Here is an 18,581-nt window from a genome sequence, read left to right as displayed (position 1 = left end):
TATTGAAAAATGGAGGTGAATATTGTGAAAGAAATATCTCCAGAAGGTATGGGATGTTGGATAGTTTGTGGTTTAGGATGTGCAGCCGTGTGTAGTGTATGTATCTCGGATGGACCAGTACCTATAGCTGATGCAGTAGGGAGTACTGCAGGATTTAAGACCAGTTTAGCTGCTGCTTCTTTTGTTTAATTATGAGTTTAATGTTAATTACTGTTAAGTTTTGGAAGGGGAGTAGGGAGTAATAGTTAAATAATTTCTCCCCTTCCTCTTTTGAAAGGAGTGTTAAAAGAGCATGAAGGCAAAAGAACTGGAACTACTGCATCTTGTCTTTAAATATGTAAAGCCTAAAATAAAACTCTTTATTCTATCTTTTACTTTTTTAGTAGCGTTATCGTTGATTTCTCTTTTACCACCTTATCTTACCAAACTTGCTTTCGATGAAGGGGTAATGAATAGAAATCTAAATTTATTGACCAAATATGTCTTAGTACTTATTGGGGTGTACATATTGAAGAGTTTTTTAAACTACTTAAGTTCGGCACTTTTTACACTTCTCAGTCAGAATACACTCTTTGACATAAAAAAAGATTTAACAAATCGCATTTTGAAACTACCACTAGAGTTTTTCTCAAACAGCGAAAGTGGATACATTGTTTCGAGGTTCAAAGAGGCTGATTCTTTGAGTTCATTGTTTTCTTTACAGAGTTTCAAGTTAATCCTCAGTATTTTTGAATTCATAGGTGCTATGGTGATTATGTTTTCTCTGAACGTGAGATTGACTCTGTTGTTGATTCTAGTAATACCCATTTTCTATTTAGTTTCGAGAACTTTTGAATCAGCCTTTGCCAAAGTTACTAGCGAAACAATGGAGAAAGGAGCTATTTTTCACGGAAAATTCCAACAATCCATAAGTGGAGCAGAAGAGATAAAAAGGATGGCTTTAGAGGAGAAAGAAGCACAGAATATAAATGAAGTTACCAAGGAATACGTGAAATCATCGATAAAATACGGCATTTTGTTGTCGTTTGGCTCTGAAGCGATCATGCTTCTTTCTTCCCTTGTAAGTGTTCTTTTGCTTTATTTGGGAGGACAGTCAGTTATTCAAGAAAGTATATCTATAGGGACTTATATGGCTTTTACCGGATATTTTGGAAAACTGTATGCACCTGTGGTTAATTGGAGCTTAAGCATGTATACTTTCAAACCAGCGTTTGTGGCTTTAGAAAGGATCAGAGATTTCTTTATGAGATATCCTGAAGAAGATGAAAGGTCTGACAATATAAAAATAGATAAGATAAGTGAAATAGAAATGAGAAAAGTGAGATTCTGTTACCCCGATGGGAAGGAGTACGTTTTAAGAAATTTCAATTTAAAGGCAGAAAAAGGAGATAAAGTACTTTTAAAAGGACCGAACGGCAGTGGGAAGTCAACGGTAATAAGATTACTTTTAGGATTTTATGAAAATTACGAGGGGGAAATCTTGATAAATGGACTGGAGTTGAACAAGCTATCAAAAAAATCTCTAAGAACCCAAGTTTCAATAGTGTCACAGAAGATTTTCTTATTTAACGATACAATCGAGAACAACATAAAAATAGTAGGTAATGTCAATGATGAAAAATATAAAATGGCCTTGAACAAATCGGGATTGAAAGATTTTGTAGAGAGTTTGCCTTTGAAGGATCAAACTTTGGTGGGAGAAAATGGGGTGAAACTCTCCGGTGGTCAAATACAGAAATTAGCAATAGCTCGTGCTATTATGAAATCCGATTCTGATGTCTTCATATTTGATGAAGCGACGGCACATTTGGATAAAGATACAAGAGAATTGATCAAGAAGTTTATAAAAGAAGAACTGAATGACAAGATATGTATAATAATAGATCACTCTGACTATTTTGATGATGTATGTAATAAAATTATGCATTTGATGGCAAATCATTGTAAGGAGGTTGAAAAAGATGAATAATGTCTTTGTTTTTGAAAGAGATAACAAAGATACCTATATCTATGATAATGACACTGGTCTCATTTTTAATATAGATAACTCATTTTTAATGTTACTAAATGAAATTAGAAAAGATGGGTTTTCAGAAAACAAGATTTATAACAACTATAATTTGGAATATTATGATTTCTTTTTTAAAAAATATATTGGGATGCAAAAGTCAATTAGTATCCAGAGTAGAAAAAAATATACTGTAAAGGATATTGAAAAACATATAGAAACTTATGGAATGAAACAATTAATATTCAATATAACTGAGCAATGTAATTTACGTTGCAAATATTGTATATACTCTGATCATTACCCATACCATCATAGTTATAGTGATAAAGCAATAACATTTGAAATTGCAAAAAAAGCAATAGATTTATATATGCATTATTTTAAAAAAGTTTATGATTACTATCCCAAAAGACGTCCTATTTTTACTTTTTATGGAGGTGAACCATTACTTGAATTCGAAATTATTAAAAATATAGTTGAATATATACTGAGCAAATATAGAACTTATAATCCCATGTTTAATATGACAACAAATGGTACATTATTGTCAGATAAAACTCTTCGATATATAAACAATATAAAAGATTTTTATATATCAATAAGCTTAGATGGCCCTAAAGAAGAACATGATAGAAATAGAATTTTTCCTAACAATAAAGGAACTTTCGATTTAATATATGCAAATTTAGTGAAAGTAAATAAGTTATACCCTTCTTTATGGGAAAATTTAAATTTATTGTCATGTTATGATTTTTATACTGATATTACTAAGGCAGAAATTTTTTTGAAAATGAGTATTTACCACCACTTATAAGAGTTAGCATGGTTGAACCATTGTTTTCATCTTATTATCAACGTTTTAGTATTGAAGAGAAAAATGATTTCATAAAAAATTATTCCAATAAACAGAAACAATATATAGAAGATATTAAATCTAATAAAAAGCCATCTCGCTATTCTGATTTAATGTTTGGGACGTTTTTTTTTCTCGCTGTACAATAGATTTAAGTTTTATGCTAACAATGTTTTCTTTGACTCATTTACAGGTAGTTGTATTCCAGGAGATAAATTATATGTGGATACGCAAGGAAGACTTCACATCTGCGAAAAGATAAATTTCAACTTCTTTATAGGAGATGTCTACGATGGTTTGGATTTGGGAAAAATATCCGAAATAATAGAAAAATATAACGAGGAAGTTTTGTCAAAATGTAGAAATTGCCCAATTAGTAGGATATGTGGAACATGTTATGCCACATTTGCTGCGAATGGATATTTTGAAATACCGAAAGGTTTTTGTGAAAGTAGAATAAAATCTACGAAAGAGGCATTGAAAGATTTGATCGAGGTACTTATACATAATCCAAACTATTTCAAGAATAAATATTCAAGGAATAAGAATGCTAATTTTCATCATGAAGATTTATATTGTTATTAATTTCCAGGATCCTTTTCAAAGCTAGGAATTTTGAATCAAAAGATTCGGTGAAAAAGAAACTTTGAATCAAAGGCTTCGGGATATTTCTAGATTTCGGTCTTTGAAAGTTAAAGACGTTTATGAAAGTGAGTTATTTAACTCAAAATTGGACATTTTCAGGCTATAATGGTGCTTTCTATCAATGTGGAACGAGAAGATTCGTTGTTTTCTACTGACTTTTCTTTTGCATTAGGGCTATCTTTTTGAGTTTAGTAACCCAAATAAAATTCTGTTTGTTACCTTTTGAACCCAATATTGTAAGGGGGAACAATGGAAAGGTTTATAAGAAGCATGTATAATGTGATCTATGGATTTTATCCAATTTCATGGGAGAGATTTTAGCTTAAAATAGTTTATTATTTCAAAAAGTATTTTGCTTCAATTGCTAATTATAATTTTCCATGGGAGGTAAGCATATGAAACAATATATTAGTTTGGGTTATGGAGTGAAATTTATTCATAACAGAGATATAGGTTTAATTCTAGATTTTCTAAATTCTAGGATCTTTATAGTAGAAAAGGAAAATATAGAGGTTTTAAAAAAAAGCTTTAGAAAATTTTGGATGTAATGAAATGGAAAAGATATATAAAGACAAGTGGGAAAAAGTTTTAAATTTTCTTATATCTAATAGACTTATAAGATTTACAGAAAAACCTCATGTTGAATATTTTCATGATGAATGGATTGCAGGTACTTCTGTGCCAATTGATTTTGACAACATTTCAGAGATAAAAGCAGTATATATAAATTTAGCTTCTACTTGTTCGCTTGACTGTGAGATATGTGAAAAACCCAGATTATTTCCGTGTATAAGTTGTGCAAAATTGTCATTTTTAAATATTCCAGATCACTTGCTGAATAAAAATATAATCAGAAATTTTCTTTTTGAATTAACTAAACATGGTTGTAATCAGATTTTTATCATAGGAGGAGATCCATTGATAAAATTTGATGAGTTATTAAAATTTATGAACATTGCTTCTGAATATAAATTTAATTTTTCACTCATCACGAATGGAATGTTATTAAGTGAAGAAAAATTTCTATCTTGAGCAAATATCAACTGCAGATTCTACTTCAAATTGTTAGCAATAATATTGAATATAACAGCAAGATTAGCTCTAAAATGCATTTGCTAAAGCAATATAATATACCTTTTAACGTTGTGCTTAATCTCCCAAATGAAAGTATTTTAGGCCAGATAGATAACAAATCTATTATTTGGAATTTCCCATATAAAAATACGTTGTATTCAATTCAAAATAATATTATAAAACCAACTATTAACAATTCCTTCATGAAACCTAACAAATGCCTCCAATTTAAAATGTACGTATCTCCAGAAGGATATATCTATCCATGTGTAGCTTTTTATAACCACTCTGAATATAATTTTGGTCCTCTTAAACAAGATACAAAAGTTTCTCAACTGATAATTAAATTGGAAAAAGTTTGGGAGGACAGATCTTTGGGAAACCCAACATGTGATGATTGTATCCTGAATAATTTTTGCTTATCATGTATAGTACTCAAAAAGAAACTCAATGATTTTGTTAAATGCGATTTAGAAAAACATAAGGAATGATGAAATGAAAATAGTATGAGGTAGTATTTCAAAAAGAGAGCAATGGATACATAGTTTTTCAAGAACAATGTATGGACAATATCTTTGCGATAATATAAAACTATACTTTTTGACATAGCTGAAAAAAGTCCTTTTTATGGCTATAAAAAATTAATAAAAAGAAAGTTTATAGATTGTGTAAAGAGATAGACCTTCTATTGCCTATAAAAAAGCTACTGCACTATACAAAAGTATAGTAGAAATTATTTCTAAAATAGTGTAAAATACCTATGAAAATAATTTAATGGAGAGATTGATATGATTATTGAAATGAGAAATATTTACAAGACATATAAAACTGGAATTATAGAGGTAGAGACATTGAAAAATATCAATCTGTCAGTGGACAAAGAAGAATTTGTTGCTGTAATGGGTGCCTCTGGTTCGGGGAAGTCAACTTTGATGAATTTAATTGGATGTCTTGATAAGGCTACATCCGGTTATTACGCACTTGATGGCGTGGACATATCAAAATTGAATGATGTCGAGCTTGCAAGAATAAGAAATTTGAAGATAGGCTTTGTATTTCAATCCTTTAATTTGTTACCTAAAATGACAGCTCTTCTAAATGTCGAGCTTCCCATGATTTATGCAGGAGTGCCTGCAAAGGAGAGAAGAAAAAGAGCAATTAAAGCACTTGAGCGAGTAAATCTTGTTGACAGAATGAATCATAAACCGAATGAACTTTCAGGGGGACAGAAGCAGAAAGTAGCCATAGCAAGAGCGCTTGTAAATAATCCATCAATAATTCTTGCAGATGAACCGACAGGTAATCTTGACAGTATTTCAGGTGAAGAAATAATGGCAGTATTCCAGAGGCTTAACAGGGAGGGGGTGACAATACTGCTTGTAACCCATGAGCTAGACATAGCCAAACATGCAAAGCGCATAATAACCTTAAGAGACGGAAGTATTATAAAAGATGAGAAAGTAGACAATCCTCTTTTGGCTGATGACATTCTCGCATTAAAAAAGTCAGCCCAGTAACTTATAAAAATTTAGGAGGTAGAACAAAATGGAAAATTTAGAATTAAAGAATGAAGAACAGGTAAAAGAAATGAATTTTATGCAAAGAGTCATAGGCATTATTATATCGCCAACAGAGACTATGAAAAACCTTATGGAAAAGCCACGCATATTATATCCAATTTTAGCAATGGTATTTGGAATGGTTCTTCTTTATTTAATAAGATTTCCGGTTTTTAGTGAATATATAAAAAATAATGTTCAGATGACTTTATCGCAGTCAGGCGTTTCACTTACACAAGAACAGATTGATGCAGCAGTAAAAATGGCACCATATATGGCCATGATTTCTACTCCAATTAACCAGCTTTTAACATGGTTCATAAGTACGGCAATTATTTTTGGATTGATTAAATTATTTAAAGGGCAGGGGAGTTTCAAACAGTATTTATCTATAACAGGATATGCATATACAATTACTCTTCTTTATATACTTTTATCACTAGTTGTCTCGTTCTTTACAGGTGAACTTACTATAAATTCATCTCTTGGATTATTTGCACAATCATTAAAAGGAAGCTATATATACGGAATTATGAGGAGTATCGATCTATTTAACATTTGGTATTATGTTGTAATAGCAATAGGGGTTAGTCTTGTCAGTAAAATTAGCAAAGCGAAAGCATGTAGTATTGTAGCTTTAGTATACATAGGTCAGATATTGTTACAAGCAAATAGCCTAAAATTAATGTAAAATTTAGGAGGTAATCATGAAAAAATATCTAATAGGTGCTGTAATTGCAATTTTAATAATAGCCATAATTGCAGGCAATATATTTTTAAATAAAGACAGTAAAAATTCATTTGCAGTGCAAAGGGGCAAAGTATTCAATGTCAAAGTAAAAAAGATAGAAAATGGCAGCATATCATCTATTGTAACTGTAAATGGTGAAGTTGTTGCAGTAAATAGTGCAGATGTATATTTTAATGCCCCATTAAAAGTAAAGAAAATCAAAGTCCAAGTTAGACAAAAGGTAAAAAAGGGAGATAAGCTTGTTGATTTGGATTTAAGTGAAATAAATGCGAATATCCCAGGAAATGACAAGCAGATAAAAATGATAAAAGACAGTGAATTAAGCCCTATTGACGGTGTTATAACTGAAATAAATATAAAAGAAGGAATGTATACAAATAATATGACTCCAGCCTTTAAAATAGTTGATATAGATAATTTGAACGTCAAAGCATATTTAAAACAAGCCGATCTCAAAAATGTGAAAGTGGGACAGAGTGTTAAAATTTATGGCGATGCTATAAGCAAAGAAGATAATATAACCGGTAAAGTTTTAAGCATAGCACCTGTTGCAACAAAGATAATGACAGCCGCAGGTCAAGAAACTGTAATAGAAGCTTTAATATCGGTTGAGAAACTTAACTCAATAATAAGACCGGGGCTTAATGTAACATGTGATATACTTACGGCTAATAAGACAGGTGTTCCGATTGTATCTATGGATATGCTTATGGAAGATAAAGATGGTAATCAGTATGTCTTTGTGGTAGACGAAAAAGGTAAAGCAATGTACAAAAGAAATATTAAACTAGGGATTATCTCTGATTTTGAAGCTGAAGTAATTAGTGGTTTAAAAGCTGGTGACCTTGTTGTTGTTGACCCACAGCCAAATTATACAGATGGGGCGGGAGTAAATATTATAAATACCGAAAAGGAAGAGGTTAAGAAATGAGCTTTATCGAAGGCGTCAAACAGGCAATAGATAGCTTAAGGACAAATAAATTGCGTTCAATGCTTACAATACTTGGCATAATAATGGGAGTATTTTCAATAGTAACTATTGTTGCAATTAGCAATGCGACAACAGCGTATATGAATTCGTCTTTTGAAAAAATAGGTGCAAATGTAATTATGGTTCAATATAGACAGGCTGTAGTTCCGCAAAGCGATTGGTTAACACTTGATGATATGGATGTTGTAAAAAGAGTAGTGCCTGAACTAAAAAACGTATATGCACAATCACAAGCTATAGGCGAAATTGAAATAAATAAAAAAACAAGAACTGCAAACATAATTGGAGTTACATCTCAATACAAGAGTTTTTTTCCTGTTGAGATGGCAGACGGAAGGTTTATAAACGATTTTGATGTATCGGGCAAAAAGAATGTGGCAGTTGTAGATGAGAGTTTTGCAAAAAAATATTTTAAAAACACAGTGGCTATTGGAAATATAATTACTGTAAAAACTGCTTCAGGAGTTATTAATAATTTTAAGATTATAGGTGTACTTAAATCTGATAACGGTTTTCTTTCAGGTATAGTAAATAGTGATGATTTTCCTGCAACATTGTTTATACCGCTAACTACACTTCAGAATATGTCCAGTACTGGAAATAAAGTAGATGTACTATATTTTTCAACAACAGAAAAAGATAACCTAAAACAAATAAGTGACAAAATAATAAAAGTTCTTGAGCTTAAGCACCATAACAAAGACAAATACATTGTGCAGACAATGAAAGATATTCAAAATGTTATAAATAGGGTACTGTCTGTAGTCTCGGCTGTACTTTTAGTTATAGCGGCAATTACATTAATTGTTGGAGGTATAGGCATAGTAAATATACTCCTTGTATCTGTAACGGAAAGGATAAGAGAGATAGGTATAAAGAAAGCACTTGGTGCACAAAAAAGAGATATAATAATGCAGTTTTTGGCAGAGTCAATTATTTTGACAGGAATAGGAGGAATAATAGGCATTATTTTTGGCATACTTGGAGGAATGCTTATAGCGCATCTTATTAAAATTCCTCCAACAGTTAATTTTAAAGTTGTAGTTATGGCGTTTTTAGGCTCAATCGTGCTCGGAATAATATTCGGCGTTTATCCAGCTAAAAAAGCTGCAGACCTTGACCCGATTGAGGCATTGAGATATGAATAGCAATAAAATAGTGAGCTTAAAACCGAATCAAGAGAACTTGGGCTAAAGCCTGTCACAGTAAAGTATCATAAAAAAGAAATTATTAAAAAATTACAGGTAAAAAACTTTCAACAGGCGATTGCAAAAGCTATTAAGCTTAATTTAATAGATTAAATTTGGACTATACTTTTGTATAGTTTTTTTATTTTTTCGCCAAAACTATACAAAGATATAGTAGACATTGGAAAAAATGGATTGTAAAATAGAAAATAAGAAAGAACTTCAATCTATTAAAGATTTACCCTAATATGATATCTTCGTTGTGTTTTAACGATGGGACATTTGAGTATGTAACCAATATTGCTGATTGGACAAGTGATAACCCTGATAAAGTATTTGCTTATAACAGGAGAATTTTGGCAGTAGGTAAAGGAAGTAGAATTGTTAGAGCATCAATTTCAAATTTTACAAAAGAAATTAAAGAAACGTTGAAGGAAGGATTGACATAAAAAAGCTATGGGATATCATTCAAAGAAATGGTTGCAAACCCTTAATTTTTCTTAATCTTAGGGTTTTGCAATAGACTAAATACCTAAACACGAAAGGAGGGGATAATATGAATAAAAGTAAAAAGATGCCAAAACCAAATTTAACAGTATTAGAAATTACTGTTTGTATGAGTAAAACGGGTTGCCCGACAATTTCTTTAAATTAATGCAGTAATAAAGTAATTTGGAAGGTAATAGCAGGTTTTAATGTTAACCTGCTATTACCAAATTATATATTAAAAGTTGATAATTTATACGCTTGTTTTAAATTATGTTGATATAAACTTGATAGTTTAATATAGGTTTAGGCAAAAGATTTATATTAGCATTTTTTAAAATATTATAATTCAGAAAACAAAATTTATGGTAGTTTTTTGAATTTTAATCTTTTGTTTTTAGCTTAGAAATTATTAAATTTATTTAATTACTATATTAATGTAGTATTGGAGGGAAGTAGTGTGAAAGTGAAATAGTGAAATTTGGGCATGACAAAAAGGGCACCAAAAAAAGCCGTCCAAAATCCAGATAATGGTAATATATAATGATGTTAAGTAATTTTTGGAGGGATAATAGTACAACCTTCTTTTTCTAAAAGTCTAATAGCTTTCTTAATATATTGTTGCTTATGCTTTTGATAAAGTTTTTCTGGCATATTAATGTAATCGGCGTCAGAAGGATTAAAAGGTTCCCTTTTCAAAAGCATATGATAGAGACAAGTAAGGATCATACGAGCAATAACAACAATTGCCCGTTTATGACCACGACGCTTTTTAATACGTTCATATTTAAGCCTAAAATAAGAATACTTTTTATCCCTAATTGCTGCATTGGCACACTGTATTAAGAGAGGTTTTAAATAAACACCTGCTCTTGAGACATGGACAGATTTTTTCTTACCTGCACTTTCGTTGTTTTGGGGAGAAAGACCAGCCCAAGAGCAAAGGTGCTTGTCAGATTTAAAAACTGTCATATCCGTGCCGATTTCAGCGATGATATAAGTTGTCGATTTTTCGGTTATGCCAGGGAGAGTAACAGCGATATCAATCAAGTCTTGATAAGGTTTGGCTAATTGAGAAATGGCTTTATCTAGATCAGAAACACGTTGATTAATAAAATCATAGTGTTTTCTACAAACCTTCATCTTGACTGATTGATCGACCTTCAATTCGTATCCAATAATCGACTGAGTGATTTCATCAGCCTTTTTATAAAGACTTTTGTGTAGAAGTAACTTGCAGTATTCAGGGTCAAAAGTATCGCAAGTTAAGATATATTCAATGATAGAAGAAGTAGATTTACCGAAGGAATCACTCAGGACAGAGACTAAAGCGATGTTGGATACGGTGAGGGCATTTTGAAGCCTGTTTTTTTCACTAGAGCGATGACCAATAAGTTTAAAACGATAGCGAACAAGTTCACGTAACATGCGGATATCTTTAGGAGGAATAAAACTAGAAGGGACGATATCGAATTTAAACAAATCGGCAATCAAGTAGCATCTTTATCATCGGTTTTTTGACCTTTAATGGCACGGAGATACTTAGGATTAGCAATAACAACATGGCAGGATTTTTCAAGGACATTAAAGATAGGGATCCAATACTTACCGGTGAATTCCATGCAAACTTCGAAACAATTGTAACTAAGAAGCCAATCCCTTAACTTAATAAGGTCAGAGTTGAAGATAGAAAAGCGCCTTTTAACGTAAGTAGTAACATTGTTAGAATCAGTAATAGCAATAGCTGCAACTAGGAATTTTTTGTGGACGTCTATGCTGCAGCAGATAGGGTGAACAATTTTCAACATAAACAACCCTCCAAAAGAGAAAAAATTAAAATATATAGACATTGACTGAATATCCAGCACAAAAACACTAAGGAATTGCTTATACAATGATTAGTGTACGTGATCAAAGTCACACTTATTTGTGCTTGAAAAGATATTCTACACATGTTAAAATGCGGATTTGAGTCCAATGAGTGGGAGAAATAATTCCACTCCCTCCTCCGTGCTTTGTAGTATATCTATATGTTTTAAAGAAATTATATCAAAAATATTGCTCAAAAGCACACTTTCATGACAATTTGTGCTTGAGCAAAGCGAAAGGATGTGGGTTAAAATGAAATTAAAAGAAAGTTTAATTTATAGAGAAGAAGATGCTGTTATTTTTGATACAGAAAAAGGTAAATTAATTGAACTAAATGAATCTGCTAATGAAATTGTGAAACGTTTAAACAACAAAACAAAAATGGAGATAATAAAAGAATTAAAGTGCCTCTATCCAGATAGCCTTGAAGAGGAGATAGAAGAACTTTTGGAAGAATTTATTTTAAATGCAAGAAAGGAAGGTTTGTTAGATGAATAAAATTTTTTCCAGTCCGCTACATGTTTGTTGGGATGCTACTTATAGATGTAATCTAAAATGTTTGCATTGTTGTTTTGGAGATAGGAACAATAGTGAGAGTATAGATAAAGAACTTACAACATTAGACGCTAAAATGTTATTTGATGAATTAGCGGATTTAAAAGTGATATCTTTTCAATTTGCTGGTGGAGAACCTATGATTAGAAATGATTTCTTTGAATTAGCGGAGTATATTTGCAGAAAAAATATCGTTACAACTGTAGCTACTAATGGGTTGTATATAGATGAATATGCAGCTAGAAAAATGAAAAAGATAGGGATACGAGGAGTGCAAATTAGTATAGATGGAGTTAGTAAAGAGCAACATGAGTTTATTAGAGGCAAAGATACTTTTTCGAGAACCTTAGAGGCAATTTATCATTTGAAGAATGCTAATGTCCCTGTATTAATAGCTACTTTAGTCCATAAGAAAAATGTTGATGACTTATATGCATTAATCGATTTTTTAAATAGTGTTGGAGTATCAAATATGAGATTACAATTTCTATTGCCACAAGGAAATGCTATTAACAATTTAGATAAACTATTTGTTGATTTAGATAATATAAAGAGAATAATTTATAAACTTTATGAACACCCTCTTATTAAGCAAAAAAAGTTTGATTTGGTATTGCCATGCTTTATCCCAACTATAATAGGGCAGAAAAATTTTAATATTGGTAGAGGCTCTTTCTTGATTAATAGTTGTGGCGCAGGCACATATAGTGTAAATATTAATCCATTTGGAGATGTGACAGCATGTGGAGTTTTAACTGATGAAAAATGGGTATGTGGAAATATTAGGAATGATAGTTTAAAAAACATATGGAACAAAAGTGAAGGTTTTTCCATATGGAGACAAGTTCCACAGTTAAAAGGTAAGTGTAATTCTTGCGATATTTTCAATGAGTGCAGAGGTGGATGCAGGGCTAGTGCATATCTTATAACTGGGACATAAATGCATCTGATCCATTGTGCTGGAGAGGGGAGAAAGTAAATGAAGAGACCTGTTAGTTGCGAATGGAATATAACAAACTATTGTAATTTAAAATGTTCATTTTGTAGTATGAATTCTTCTAATCAAAAGGACTTTGAAAAACTTAACATTAGTAAAATAAAAGAGGTAGCAAAAAAAATTAAGGAAGTTGGATGCATATATGTATCATTAAGTGGTGGAGAACCTATGAGTCATCCATTATTCTTTGATATTGTCAATGAACTTAGAGAACAAAATTTGGAGGTTACCATCACAACTAATGGAACCTTTATTAATTCAGATAATATCAAAACACTTGAAAAGTTAGGAGTAAAATGGATTCAAATTAGTTTGCATGGAGGAGATCCAGATATAAATAATCGTATAATGGGTGGTAATGTATATAATCTCATTAGAAAGAGTATAGAGATCGTAAAAAGTAGTAGTATAGGAATCTCAGTATCTTCAGTAATAACAGGTGAAAATGAAGTATCTGTAAGAAAGTTGCATAAAGAATTAGAGCGAGAAAATATTCCGCATATTATAAGAAGGCTTATATTAGTTGGTAGAGCTGCTATGTTTAAGAGAGAATTAGAAATGAGTAAAGAGATTAAAATAGATAAAAATAATGAGAATTGTAGATTATTTTTTGCTATAACAGCTAATGGAGATGTTCAGTCATGTAGTGAATTTAAAATAGGATTGGGAAATATATTTAAAGATAACTTAATCGATATATGGGAAAATAATGTTATACTAAAAATGTGCAGCAAAAGTTCAAGATGTTTAGCGGAAGTATATGAAAATAATGAGAAATTTAGAGAGCAAATAAAATCAATTATAAAGGCACAAGAAAATAATTTATTAAGGTGATAAAAATGGATACTATAATTAATTGCACAAATATATATAAATCATATATTAAGAAGAGATGGTTTAAAGTTGTAAAAAGAAATGATGTATTAAAAAATTTAGATCTAAAAGTAAGAAAAGGTGAAATCTACGGCTTACTAGGGCTTAATGGAGCAGGTAAAACTACCCTTATTCGAATTATAACAGGCATTTTATTGCCAGATAAGGGAAATGTTGAAATATTTGGAATGAGACATGATAAACATGAAAAAGAAATTAAATCCAAGATAGGTGTAGTTATGGGAGGAGATCGCTCCTTATATTGGAAACTGTCTGCGGAAGAAAATCTAGAATTTTTTGGGACTTTATATAATGTCCCAAAGAAAAAGCTTAAGAAAAATATAGAAATATATTTGGACTATGTTGGATTAGGTGAACATAAAAAGGATTTAGTTGAAACCTATTCTAAAGGTATGAAACAAAGACTGTTAATAGCTAAATCCTTAATAATTGATCCTGAAGTTTTAATTTTGGATGAACCAACAGTTGGATTGGATATACAAGTAGCATTTGAATTTAGAAAATTATTAAAAAGGTTAAATGAAGAATTAGGTTTGACTATATTATTAACTACTCATTATTTACATGAAGCAGAAGAGTTATGCTCCAGAGTAGGTATATTGAAGGGTGGCAGAATTGTTGAAGAGGGAACAATTGATTATTTGAAGAGAAAAAATAAAATGGAAGAAGTGGTCGAATTTAAGTTAAAAACGGAGATAGATGATAATTTAGAAAAGGAGATTTTAAATTATGGTTCAATAAACAAATTATCTGTGGATAATTACTTTACATATCAAGTAAGGACTAGCAGTATATATAGAGAAAAAATCATTAGTTTATTAAGTTCTCAAAGTAAATTAACTTTTTTAGAGGTAAAAGGGGTTACTTTAGAGGATATAGTTTCAAATTATTTTGAAGAAGGGGTTATTTAATATGAGACATATATTAGCAGCTGCAAAGTCGGAGTTTTTAATTTTAAGTAGATATCCGCTGAATTTATTTTATAACATAATTGCTGCTCTTTTTTCTTTGTTACCATTATTTTATATTGCAAAAATTTACAACGTTGAACAAACACAGTATTTGTGGATTTTATCTGGAAGCCTATTTTGGATGTATATATCTCAGGCACTATGGACTATAGGTCTTTCACTTAGAAAGGAACAAGAAATGGGCACATTAGAGCAAATTTTAATGTCACCTTCTAATCTGATTTACATAATGTTAGGAAAAAGTATAGTCACTGTTGGAATTAATAGTTTGACATTGTTAGTAGGTTTGCTGTTGATTAGATATGTATTTGATTGTCGGATTAATTACGCTTTAATAGTAGTAGTTATATTAATCAGTATGCCGTCTGTTTTTGGATTTTCGTATGTAATATCTGGTATAGTATTAAAATTTAAAGAAATATTTGCATTTTTACAGGTTATAAGTGGAGTTTTGCTTATTTTTAGTGGTGTAAGCCAACCTGCAACATTCCTGCCTTACAATTTAGGGAAATTAAGTAGATTTATAGTTTTTGAAAAAATGATTTATACATTTAGACGAGTTGTAATTGGTTCTGCATCTTTTTTAGCAATATATAGTCAATTGATATATATATTTATTTATGGATTTGTTCTGAATATAATTGCTGTCTTCGTCTTTTATTATTTTAAGAAGAAAGTGATGAAAAATGGGGATGTGTTTTATGTTTGATAAAGCATATGTATTTTTAAAAAAGGAATTACTTTTTCTAATTAGATATCCGATGCAAATAATTTTTGAAATACTTTTACCTGTGATTAATATGTTACCTGCTATATTTCTAGCAATATATCTAACATCATCTAACCATATTAAAAGTTTTGAGAAAGTTACAGGAACAAATAATTATTTTATTTTTATTAGTATTGGTATTGTTTTTTCTATATTTAATTCTATCCAAGAACAAACAAGCTATGTTTTATCTAAAGAAATGTGGATGGGCACTTTAGAGCAAATTTGGATTTCTCCCGTAAAAAAATTAATTTGGTATTAGTGGATATTCTTTAGTTTTATAAAGGCAATATTGTATACTATTGCTTCAGCAATAATTTTAAAGTTTATATTTATATACTTAAATATAAGTTTTAGTATTTATAGTTTACCATTGTTAGTTTTATCAGTTTTGCTGTTATTAGCTGTTTCAATTTGTAGCGGGATAATCATATGTAGTATTACTCTAAACATAAAGCAGGTAGATTCTTTTGTATTTTTAATAACAGGAGCCGTGCCGTTGTTAAGTGGAATTACATTCCCGATTTCTGTGCTTCCACCGAAAATACAAATGATTTCAAAGGTGTTGCCAACAACTTACATATTTGATTTAATTAGGCATTCTATACTTAGGAGCAATACTATATTCGAGCCAATTATGGAATTAACCCTGGTTTTCTTTTATGTGATTATTATGATGATTATATCTGTCTTTATCTTTAAACTATTAAAAAGAAGGGTTGAAAAATGTGGGACAATCTATATGATGTAAGAGATAAATTTTGTTCACGAAAAAGCGTTAGGAATTATTTGAATGTTAGTCTTGACCAGGATGTAATTAAAGTATTAATGGAAATCGGATATAGTGGACCTGTCTCAGGAGGACTAAGGTGTGTTTTTATAAAAGAGGTAAGTAATAGCGAAGAAAAATACATTTGTTATAAAGGAACTTATTATCAGAAACATGTTTTAAGAGCACCACATATTTTTTTAATTGGATGTAATGATTCGATTATTGAAGAGAAATATAACGGAGAGTTTGTAAATATATTTAGTTGTCAAAATTCGGTTATTGCTGCACAAAACATCATTATTGCTGCACATGAAATGGGAATCGGGACATGTTTTGTAGGGGCAATTAGAAAAGATGTAATAATAGATGGGTTAAAACTGGACAAAGGCTATAACCCTTGGTGTATATTATGCCTAGGTATAGGTAGGGATGATAACATTGGAATATAAAACATGGATATGATTATAAAATTTGATGATGAGCATAAAAATTTTATTCTTATAAAAGATAATAATCAAATAGTAATGGATACTAAGCAGGCTATAGGCTGTATTGTTATATTTAGGGATATATTAGAAAAAATAAAGGGTAAATAATCTTAGAAGTTTTATCAAGATTTTAATCCAATATGAAATAGAGCTGAAAAACAGACATAGGGACAGGGACAGCATTATTGTGATATTTTCAAACAATGGTACTTACTGTATAGCCATGCCTCTTGATATTGATGATAATATAGTAGGCTATTTGGATATATCAACAATAAAACATAATATGGCAGATGAAATGATAGGATTTATAGATTTATTAGTATATAAAATTGTCAACGAATATAAAAGAGAAATGGATTTAGAATCACAGGAAGACCTTGAAAAATTGACAGATAAACAGATTGAAATAATAAAAAAGTGTGCAAAAGGATACACAGAATTAGCCATATCGATGGAACTCGGACTAAAACCAGCTACGGTAAAGTATCATAAAAAAGAAATTATTAAAAAATTGCGAGTAAAGAACTTTCAACAAGCTATTGCAAAAGCCATTAGGCTTAATTTGATAGATTAAATTTGGACTATACTTTTGTATAGTTTTTTTATTTTTTCGCCAAAACTATACAAAGATATAGTAGACATTGGAAAAAATGGATTGTAAAATTAAAAATGAAGGAAAAAGCACACGTACTTAAGACATTAAAAAACTTTTTTCGAATTAAAGTAGGGTTTGAATTTAAAGGTATGCCAAGGAGTAAATTTAAAGGAAAAGGAGGTGTAAAGATTAATGTTATTTGCATTTGCTGGAGGAAATAAAAAGGCTGGCTGCATAAGTGTAGGTGTAGTTTTTTGTGTAAACATAGGTTATAACTATAACAACTGGAGCATTTAATTGTTTAGGTGGTAGTCAGAAAATAAATATTAAATTACCTCATTGGCATGCTCCCCAAAAAGGGGAGCGTGCTCCATAAATAAAAATGGAGGTTTTAGAAAATGCAAAGAAGTAATTATGCTATAGGAATAGTAGCTATACTAATTATAACACTTCTTTTAACAATAGGTGCATTAATGAAAAACTCTTTAACTCTTTTAGCTTTCATATTATTAACTATTGTTGGCCCTTTAGTGACAGTTGCTATAATATCATTTATTAATGGATTATTAAATCCGACAAGATTAATCAAGGTGGTAGGATTTAATATTATTATTGTTTTGGCAATAGAAATAATTGTGTTGATTTTTACTCCAGCTTTTTCTTCAAAAGAGTTTATTGATAGATTAAATTCAATGTCTCAGAATTCGGCAGTTCAGATACATATTAGTGAAACCGGTAATGTAATAACTGGACTGTTTGTATTTATAATAATTGCTGCTTTGTTTAGTTTTATTGGCAGCAAAATTGGTAATTTTATTAAAAAATCTTATGAAAAAAAAGGAGAGTAATGATGTCTTCTTCTGGTGGTGTAGAAGTTATTATTTTTTTACAGAACAGATGTATAAAATTTTTTGAAGAAAAAAGGTGCTGATTCTTGCGAAAAAGCTTTAGCATTCAATGAAATTGAATACACACAAAATGCTATTGTTAAACTTTTGCTAAAGCCTTTTGTTCCCTTTGTTATTAGAAAGTTATTAAAATATGGAGTTTTAAATAGGTGCCAAACGGGAAATATTTCTTAGATAGAGAGGCTGCTTATAAATTTAAAAGA

The 18,581-nt window shown here is 30.4% G+C and carries 25 protein-coding genes and 1 pseudogene; 24 read left to right on the top strand and 2 right to left on the bottom strand.

Annotated elements, in window-relative coordinates:
- Positions 1-24: 24 nt before the first annotated feature.
- The 12 genes and pseudogenes from JCM7501_RS12945 to JCM7501_RS06325 all read left to right on the top strand — a co-directional run bounded on the left by JCM7501_RS12945 (position 25) and on the right by JCM7501_RS06325 (position 9,520).
- Positions 25-189 (top strand): huazacin family RiPP peptide, encoded by a 165-nt coding sequence (locus JCM7501_RS12945; RefSeq protein ID WP_156202108.1) that lies wholly within the window; start codon positions 25-27, stop codon positions 187-189.
- A gap of 103 nt (positions 190-292) precedes the next feature.
- A complete protein-coding gene (locus JCM7501_RS06370; protein ID WP_028992202.1) occupies positions 293-1,969 on the top strand; it encodes an ABC transporter ATP-binding protein in 1,677 nt (558 codons plus the stop codon).
- Positions 1,962-2,825, top strand: coding sequence for a radical SAM protein (locus JCM7501_RS06365; protein ID WP_054644819.1), 864 nt, complete (start codon positions 1,962-1,964; stop codon positions 2,823-2,825). Before JCM7501_RS06370 ends, JCM7501_RS06365 begins: the two co-directional genes overlap by 8 nt.
- A gap of 156 nt (positions 2,826-2,981) precedes the next feature.
- A complete protein-coding gene (locus JCM7501_RS06355) occupies positions 2,982-3,449 on the top strand; it encodes an SPASM domain-containing protein (RefSeq protein ID WP_156202107.1) in 468 nt (155 codons plus the stop codon).
- A gap of 455 nt (positions 3,450-3,904) precedes the next feature.
- The gene (locus tag JCM7501_RS12940; protein WP_156202106.1) at positions 3,905-4,057 is read left to right on the top strand and encodes a hypothetical protein; all 153 of its coding nucleotides are present in this window, start codon (positions 3,905-3,907) and stop codon (positions 4,055-4,057) included.
- A gap of 4 nt (positions 4,058-4,061) precedes the next feature.
- The gene (locus JCM7501_RS13315; protein WP_218184435.1) at positions 4,062-4,541 is read left to right on the top strand and encodes a 4Fe-4S cluster-binding domain-containing protein; all 480 of its coding nucleotides are present in this window, start codon (positions 4,062-4,064) and stop codon (positions 4,539-4,541) included.
- Positions 4,542-5,371: 830 nt separating this feature from the next.
- Positions 5,372-6,100 (top strand): ABC transporter ATP-binding protein, encoded by a 729-nt coding sequence (locus JCM7501_RS06345; protein WP_028992200.1) that lies wholly within the window; start codon positions 5,372-5,374, stop codon positions 6,098-6,100.
- A 28-nt stretch (positions 6,101-6,128) separates the two neighbouring features.
- Positions 6,129-6,833, top strand: a complete 705-nt coding sequence (locus JCM7501_RS06340) for a Yip1 family protein (protein ID WP_051421917.1) — start codon at positions 6,129-6,131, stop codon at positions 6,831-6,833.
- 16 nt (positions 6,834-6,849) lie between these two features.
- Complete coding sequence (locus tag JCM7501_RS06335) at positions 6,850-7,824, top strand: efflux RND transporter periplasmic adaptor subunit (RefSeq protein ID WP_028992199.1); 975 nt, start codon at positions 6,850-6,852, stop codon at positions 7,822-7,824.
- A complete protein-coding gene (locus JCM7501_RS06330) occupies positions 7,821-9,032 on the top strand; it encodes an ABC transporter permease (RefSeq protein ID WP_028992198.1) in 1,212 nt (403 codons plus the stop codon). The genes JCM7501_RS06335 and JCM7501_RS06330 overlap by 4 nt, the downstream gene beginning before the upstream one ends.
- A 27-nt stretch (positions 9,033-9,059) precedes the next feature.
- Positions 9,060-9,185: pseudogene (locus JCM7501_RS12625) on the top strand (helix-turn-helix transcriptional regulator); the annotation flags it as partial.
- Positions 9,186-9,319: 134 nt separating this feature from the next.
- A complete protein-coding gene (locus tag JCM7501_RS06325) occupies positions 9,320-9,520 on the top strand; it encodes a hypothetical protein (RefSeq protein WP_028992197.1) in 201 nt (66 codons plus the stop codon).
- Between the two features lie 586 nt (positions 9,521-10,106).
- On the opposite strand, the gene JCM7501_RS06320 is transcribed toward JCM7501_RS06325, so the two are convergent.
- Positions 10,107-11,051 (bottom strand): IS110 family RNA-guided transposase, encoded by a 945-nt coding sequence (locus JCM7501_RS06320; protein ID WP_218184434.1) that lies wholly within the window; start codon positions 11,049-11,051, stop codon positions 10,107-10,109.
- Entirely contained in the window at positions 11,048-11,365 is a 318-nt protein-coding gene (locus JCM7501_RS13310; protein WP_211232390.1) for an IS110 family transposase, read from the bottom strand. Before JCM7501_RS13310 ends, JCM7501_RS06320 begins: the two co-directional genes overlap by 4 nt.
- Positions 11,366-11,678: 313 nt before the next feature.
- On the opposite strand from JCM7501_RS13310, the gene JCM7501_RS06315 reads away from it, so the two are divergent.
- The 12 genes from JCM7501_RS06315 (at position 11,679) to JCM7501_RS12935 (ending at position 18,552) form a co-directional block, all read left to right on the top strand.
- Complete coding sequence (locus tag JCM7501_RS06315) at positions 11,679-11,924, top strand: PqqD family protein (protein WP_028992196.1); 246 nt, start codon at positions 11,679-11,681, stop codon at positions 11,922-11,924.
- Positions 11,917-12,921 (top strand): radical SAM/SPASM domain-containing protein, encoded by a 1,005-nt coding sequence (locus JCM7501_RS06310; protein WP_054644816.1) that lies wholly within the window; start codon positions 11,917-11,919, stop codon positions 12,919-12,921. The genes JCM7501_RS06315 and JCM7501_RS06310 overlap by 8 nt, the downstream gene beginning before the upstream one ends.
- Before the next feature lie 39 nt (positions 12,922-12,960).
- A complete protein-coding gene (locus JCM7501_RS06305; protein ID WP_028992194.1) occupies positions 12,961-13,812 on the top strand; it encodes a radical SAM/SPASM domain-containing protein in 852 nt (283 codons plus the stop codon).
- A gap of 5 nt (positions 13,813-13,817) precedes the next feature.
- Complete coding sequence (locus JCM7501_RS06300; RefSeq protein WP_028992193.1) at positions 13,818-14,783, top strand: ABC transporter ATP-binding protein; 966 nt, start codon at positions 13,818-13,820, stop codon at positions 14,781-14,783.
- Position 14,784: 1 nt separating this feature from the next.
- Positions 14,785-15,552: an ABC transporter permease gene (locus JCM7501_RS06295; protein WP_028992192.1), complete on the top strand. Its 768-nt coding sequence runs from the start codon at positions 14,785-14,787 to the stop codon at positions 15,550-15,552.
- Positions 15,545-15,874: a hypothetical protein gene (locus JCM7501_RS14460; RefSeq protein WP_256201209.1), complete on the top strand. Its 330-nt coding sequence runs from the start codon at positions 15,545-15,547 to the stop codon at positions 15,872-15,874. The genes JCM7501_RS06295 and JCM7501_RS14460 overlap by 8 nt, the downstream gene beginning before the upstream one ends.
- 3 nt (positions 15,875-15,877) lie before the next feature.
- Positions 15,878-16,363 carry an ABC transporter permease gene (locus JCM7501_RS14455; protein ID WP_306301455.1) on the top strand — a complete coding sequence of 162 codons (486 nt, stop codon included), beginning with the start codon at positions 15,878-15,880 and terminating at the stop codon, positions 16,361-16,363.
- Positions 16,339-16,833, top strand: a complete 495-nt coding sequence (locus JCM7501_RS06285; protein ID WP_013149842.1) for a nitroreductase family protein — start codon at positions 16,339-16,341, stop codon at positions 16,831-16,833. Before JCM7501_RS14455 ends, JCM7501_RS06285 begins: the two co-directional genes overlap by 25 nt.
- A gap of 3 nt (positions 16,834-16,836) precedes the next feature.
- Positions 16,837-16,980, top strand: coding sequence for a hypothetical protein (locus JCM7501_RS13130; protein ID WP_173571579.1), 144 nt, complete (start codon positions 16,837-16,839; stop codon positions 16,978-16,980).
- Between the two features lie 79 nt (positions 16,981-17,059).
- Positions 17,060-17,449 carry a helix-turn-helix transcriptional regulator gene (locus tag JCM7501_RS06280; RefSeq protein WP_154653785.1) on the top strand — a complete coding sequence of 130 codons (390 nt, stop codon included), beginning with the start codon at positions 17,060-17,062 and terminating at the stop codon, positions 17,447-17,449.
- Positions 17,450-17,868: 419 nt separating this feature from the next.
- Positions 17,869-18,318 (top strand): hypothetical protein, encoded by a 450-nt coding sequence (locus JCM7501_RS06275; RefSeq protein WP_028992191.1) that lies wholly within the window; start codon positions 17,869-17,871, stop codon positions 18,316-18,318.
- A gap of 63 nt (positions 18,319-18,381) precedes the next feature.
- The gene (locus JCM7501_RS12935; protein WP_156202104.1) at positions 18,382-18,552 is read left to right on the top strand and encodes a hypothetical protein; all 171 of its coding nucleotides are present in this window, start codon (positions 18,382-18,384) and stop codon (positions 18,550-18,552) included.
- Positions 18,553-18,581: the final 29 nt, after the last annotated feature.

Origin of the sequence: Thermoanaerobacter thermocopriae JCM 7501, from assembly GCF_001310975.1 — a bacterium.
GTDB lineage: Bacteria > Bacillota > Thermoanaerobacteria > Thermoanaerobacterales > Thermoanaerobacteraceae > Thermoanaerobacter > Thermoanaerobacter thermocopriae.
Note: the sequence above shows the minus strand (reverse complement) of the source record. Positions and strands in the feature narration are given on the sequence as shown.

Coding starts and splice junctions, on each gene's coding strand:
- JCM7501_RS06370 (WP_028992202.1), top strand. CDS start 293: ATGAAGGCAAAAGAACTGGAACTACTGCATCTTGTCTTTAAATATGTA.
- JCM7501_RS06365 (WP_054644819.1), top strand. CDS start 1,962: ATGAATAATGTCTTTGTTTTTGAAAGAGATAACAAAGATACCTATATC.
- JCM7501_RS12940 (WP_156202106.1), top strand. CDS start 3,905: ATGAAACAATATATTAGTTTGGGTTATGGAGTGAAATTTATTCATAAC.
- JCM7501_RS13315 (WP_218184435.1), top strand. CDS start 4,062: ATGGAAAAGATATATAAAGACAAGTGGGAAAAAGTTTTAAATTTTCTT.
- JCM7501_RS06345 (WP_028992200.1), top strand. CDS start 5,372: ATGATTATTGAAATGAGAAATATTTACAAGACATATAAAACTGGAATT.
- JCM7501_RS06340 (WP_051421917.1), top strand. CDS start 6,129: ATGGAAAATTTAGAATTAAAGAATGAAGAACAGGTAAAAGAAATGAAT.
- JCM7501_RS06335 (WP_028992199.1), top strand. CDS start 6,850: ATGAAAAAATATCTAATAGGTGCTGTAATTGCAATTTTAATAATAGCC.
- JCM7501_RS06330 (WP_028992198.1), top strand. CDS start 7,821: ATGAGCTTTATCGAAGGCGTCAAACAGGCAATAGATAGCTTAAGGACA.
- JCM7501_RS06325 (WP_028992197.1), top strand. CDS start 9,320: ATGATATCTTCGTTGTGTTTTAACGATGGGACATTTGAGTATGTAACC.
- JCM7501_RS13310 (WP_211232390.1), bottom strand. CDS start 11,365: ATGTTGAAAATTGTTCACCCTATCTGCTGCAGCATAGACGTCCACAAA.
- JCM7501_RS06315 (WP_028992196.1), top strand. CDS start 11,679: ATGAAATTAAAAGAAAGTTTAATTTATAGAGAAGAAGATGCTGTTATT.
- JCM7501_RS06310 (WP_054644816.1), top strand. CDS start 11,917: ATGAATAAAATTTTTTCCAGTCCGCTACATGTTTGTTGGGATGCTACT.
- JCM7501_RS06305 (WP_028992194.1), top strand. CDS start 12,961: ATGAAGAGACCTGTTAGTTGCGAATGGAATATAACAAACTATTGTAAT.
- JCM7501_RS06300 (WP_028992193.1), top strand. CDS start 13,818: ATGGATACTATAATTAATTGCACAAATATATATAAATCATATATTAAG.
- JCM7501_RS06295 (WP_028992192.1), top strand. CDS start 14,785: ATGAGACATATATTAGCAGCTGCAAAGTCGGAGTTTTTAATTTTAAGT.
- JCM7501_RS14460 (WP_256201209.1), top strand. CDS start 15,545: ATGTTTGATAAAGCATATGTATTTTTAAAAAAGGAATTACTTTTTCTA.
- JCM7501_RS06285 (WP_013149842.1), top strand. CDS start 16,339: ATGTGGGACAATCTATATGATGTAAGAGATAAATTTTGTTCACGAAAA.
- JCM7501_RS13130 (WP_173571579.1), top strand. CDS start 16,837: ATGGATATGATTATAAAATTTGATGATGAGCATAAAAATTTTATTCTT.
- JCM7501_RS06275 (WP_028992191.1), top strand. CDS start 17,869: ATGCAAAGAAGTAATTATGCTATAGGAATAGTAGCTATACTAATTATA.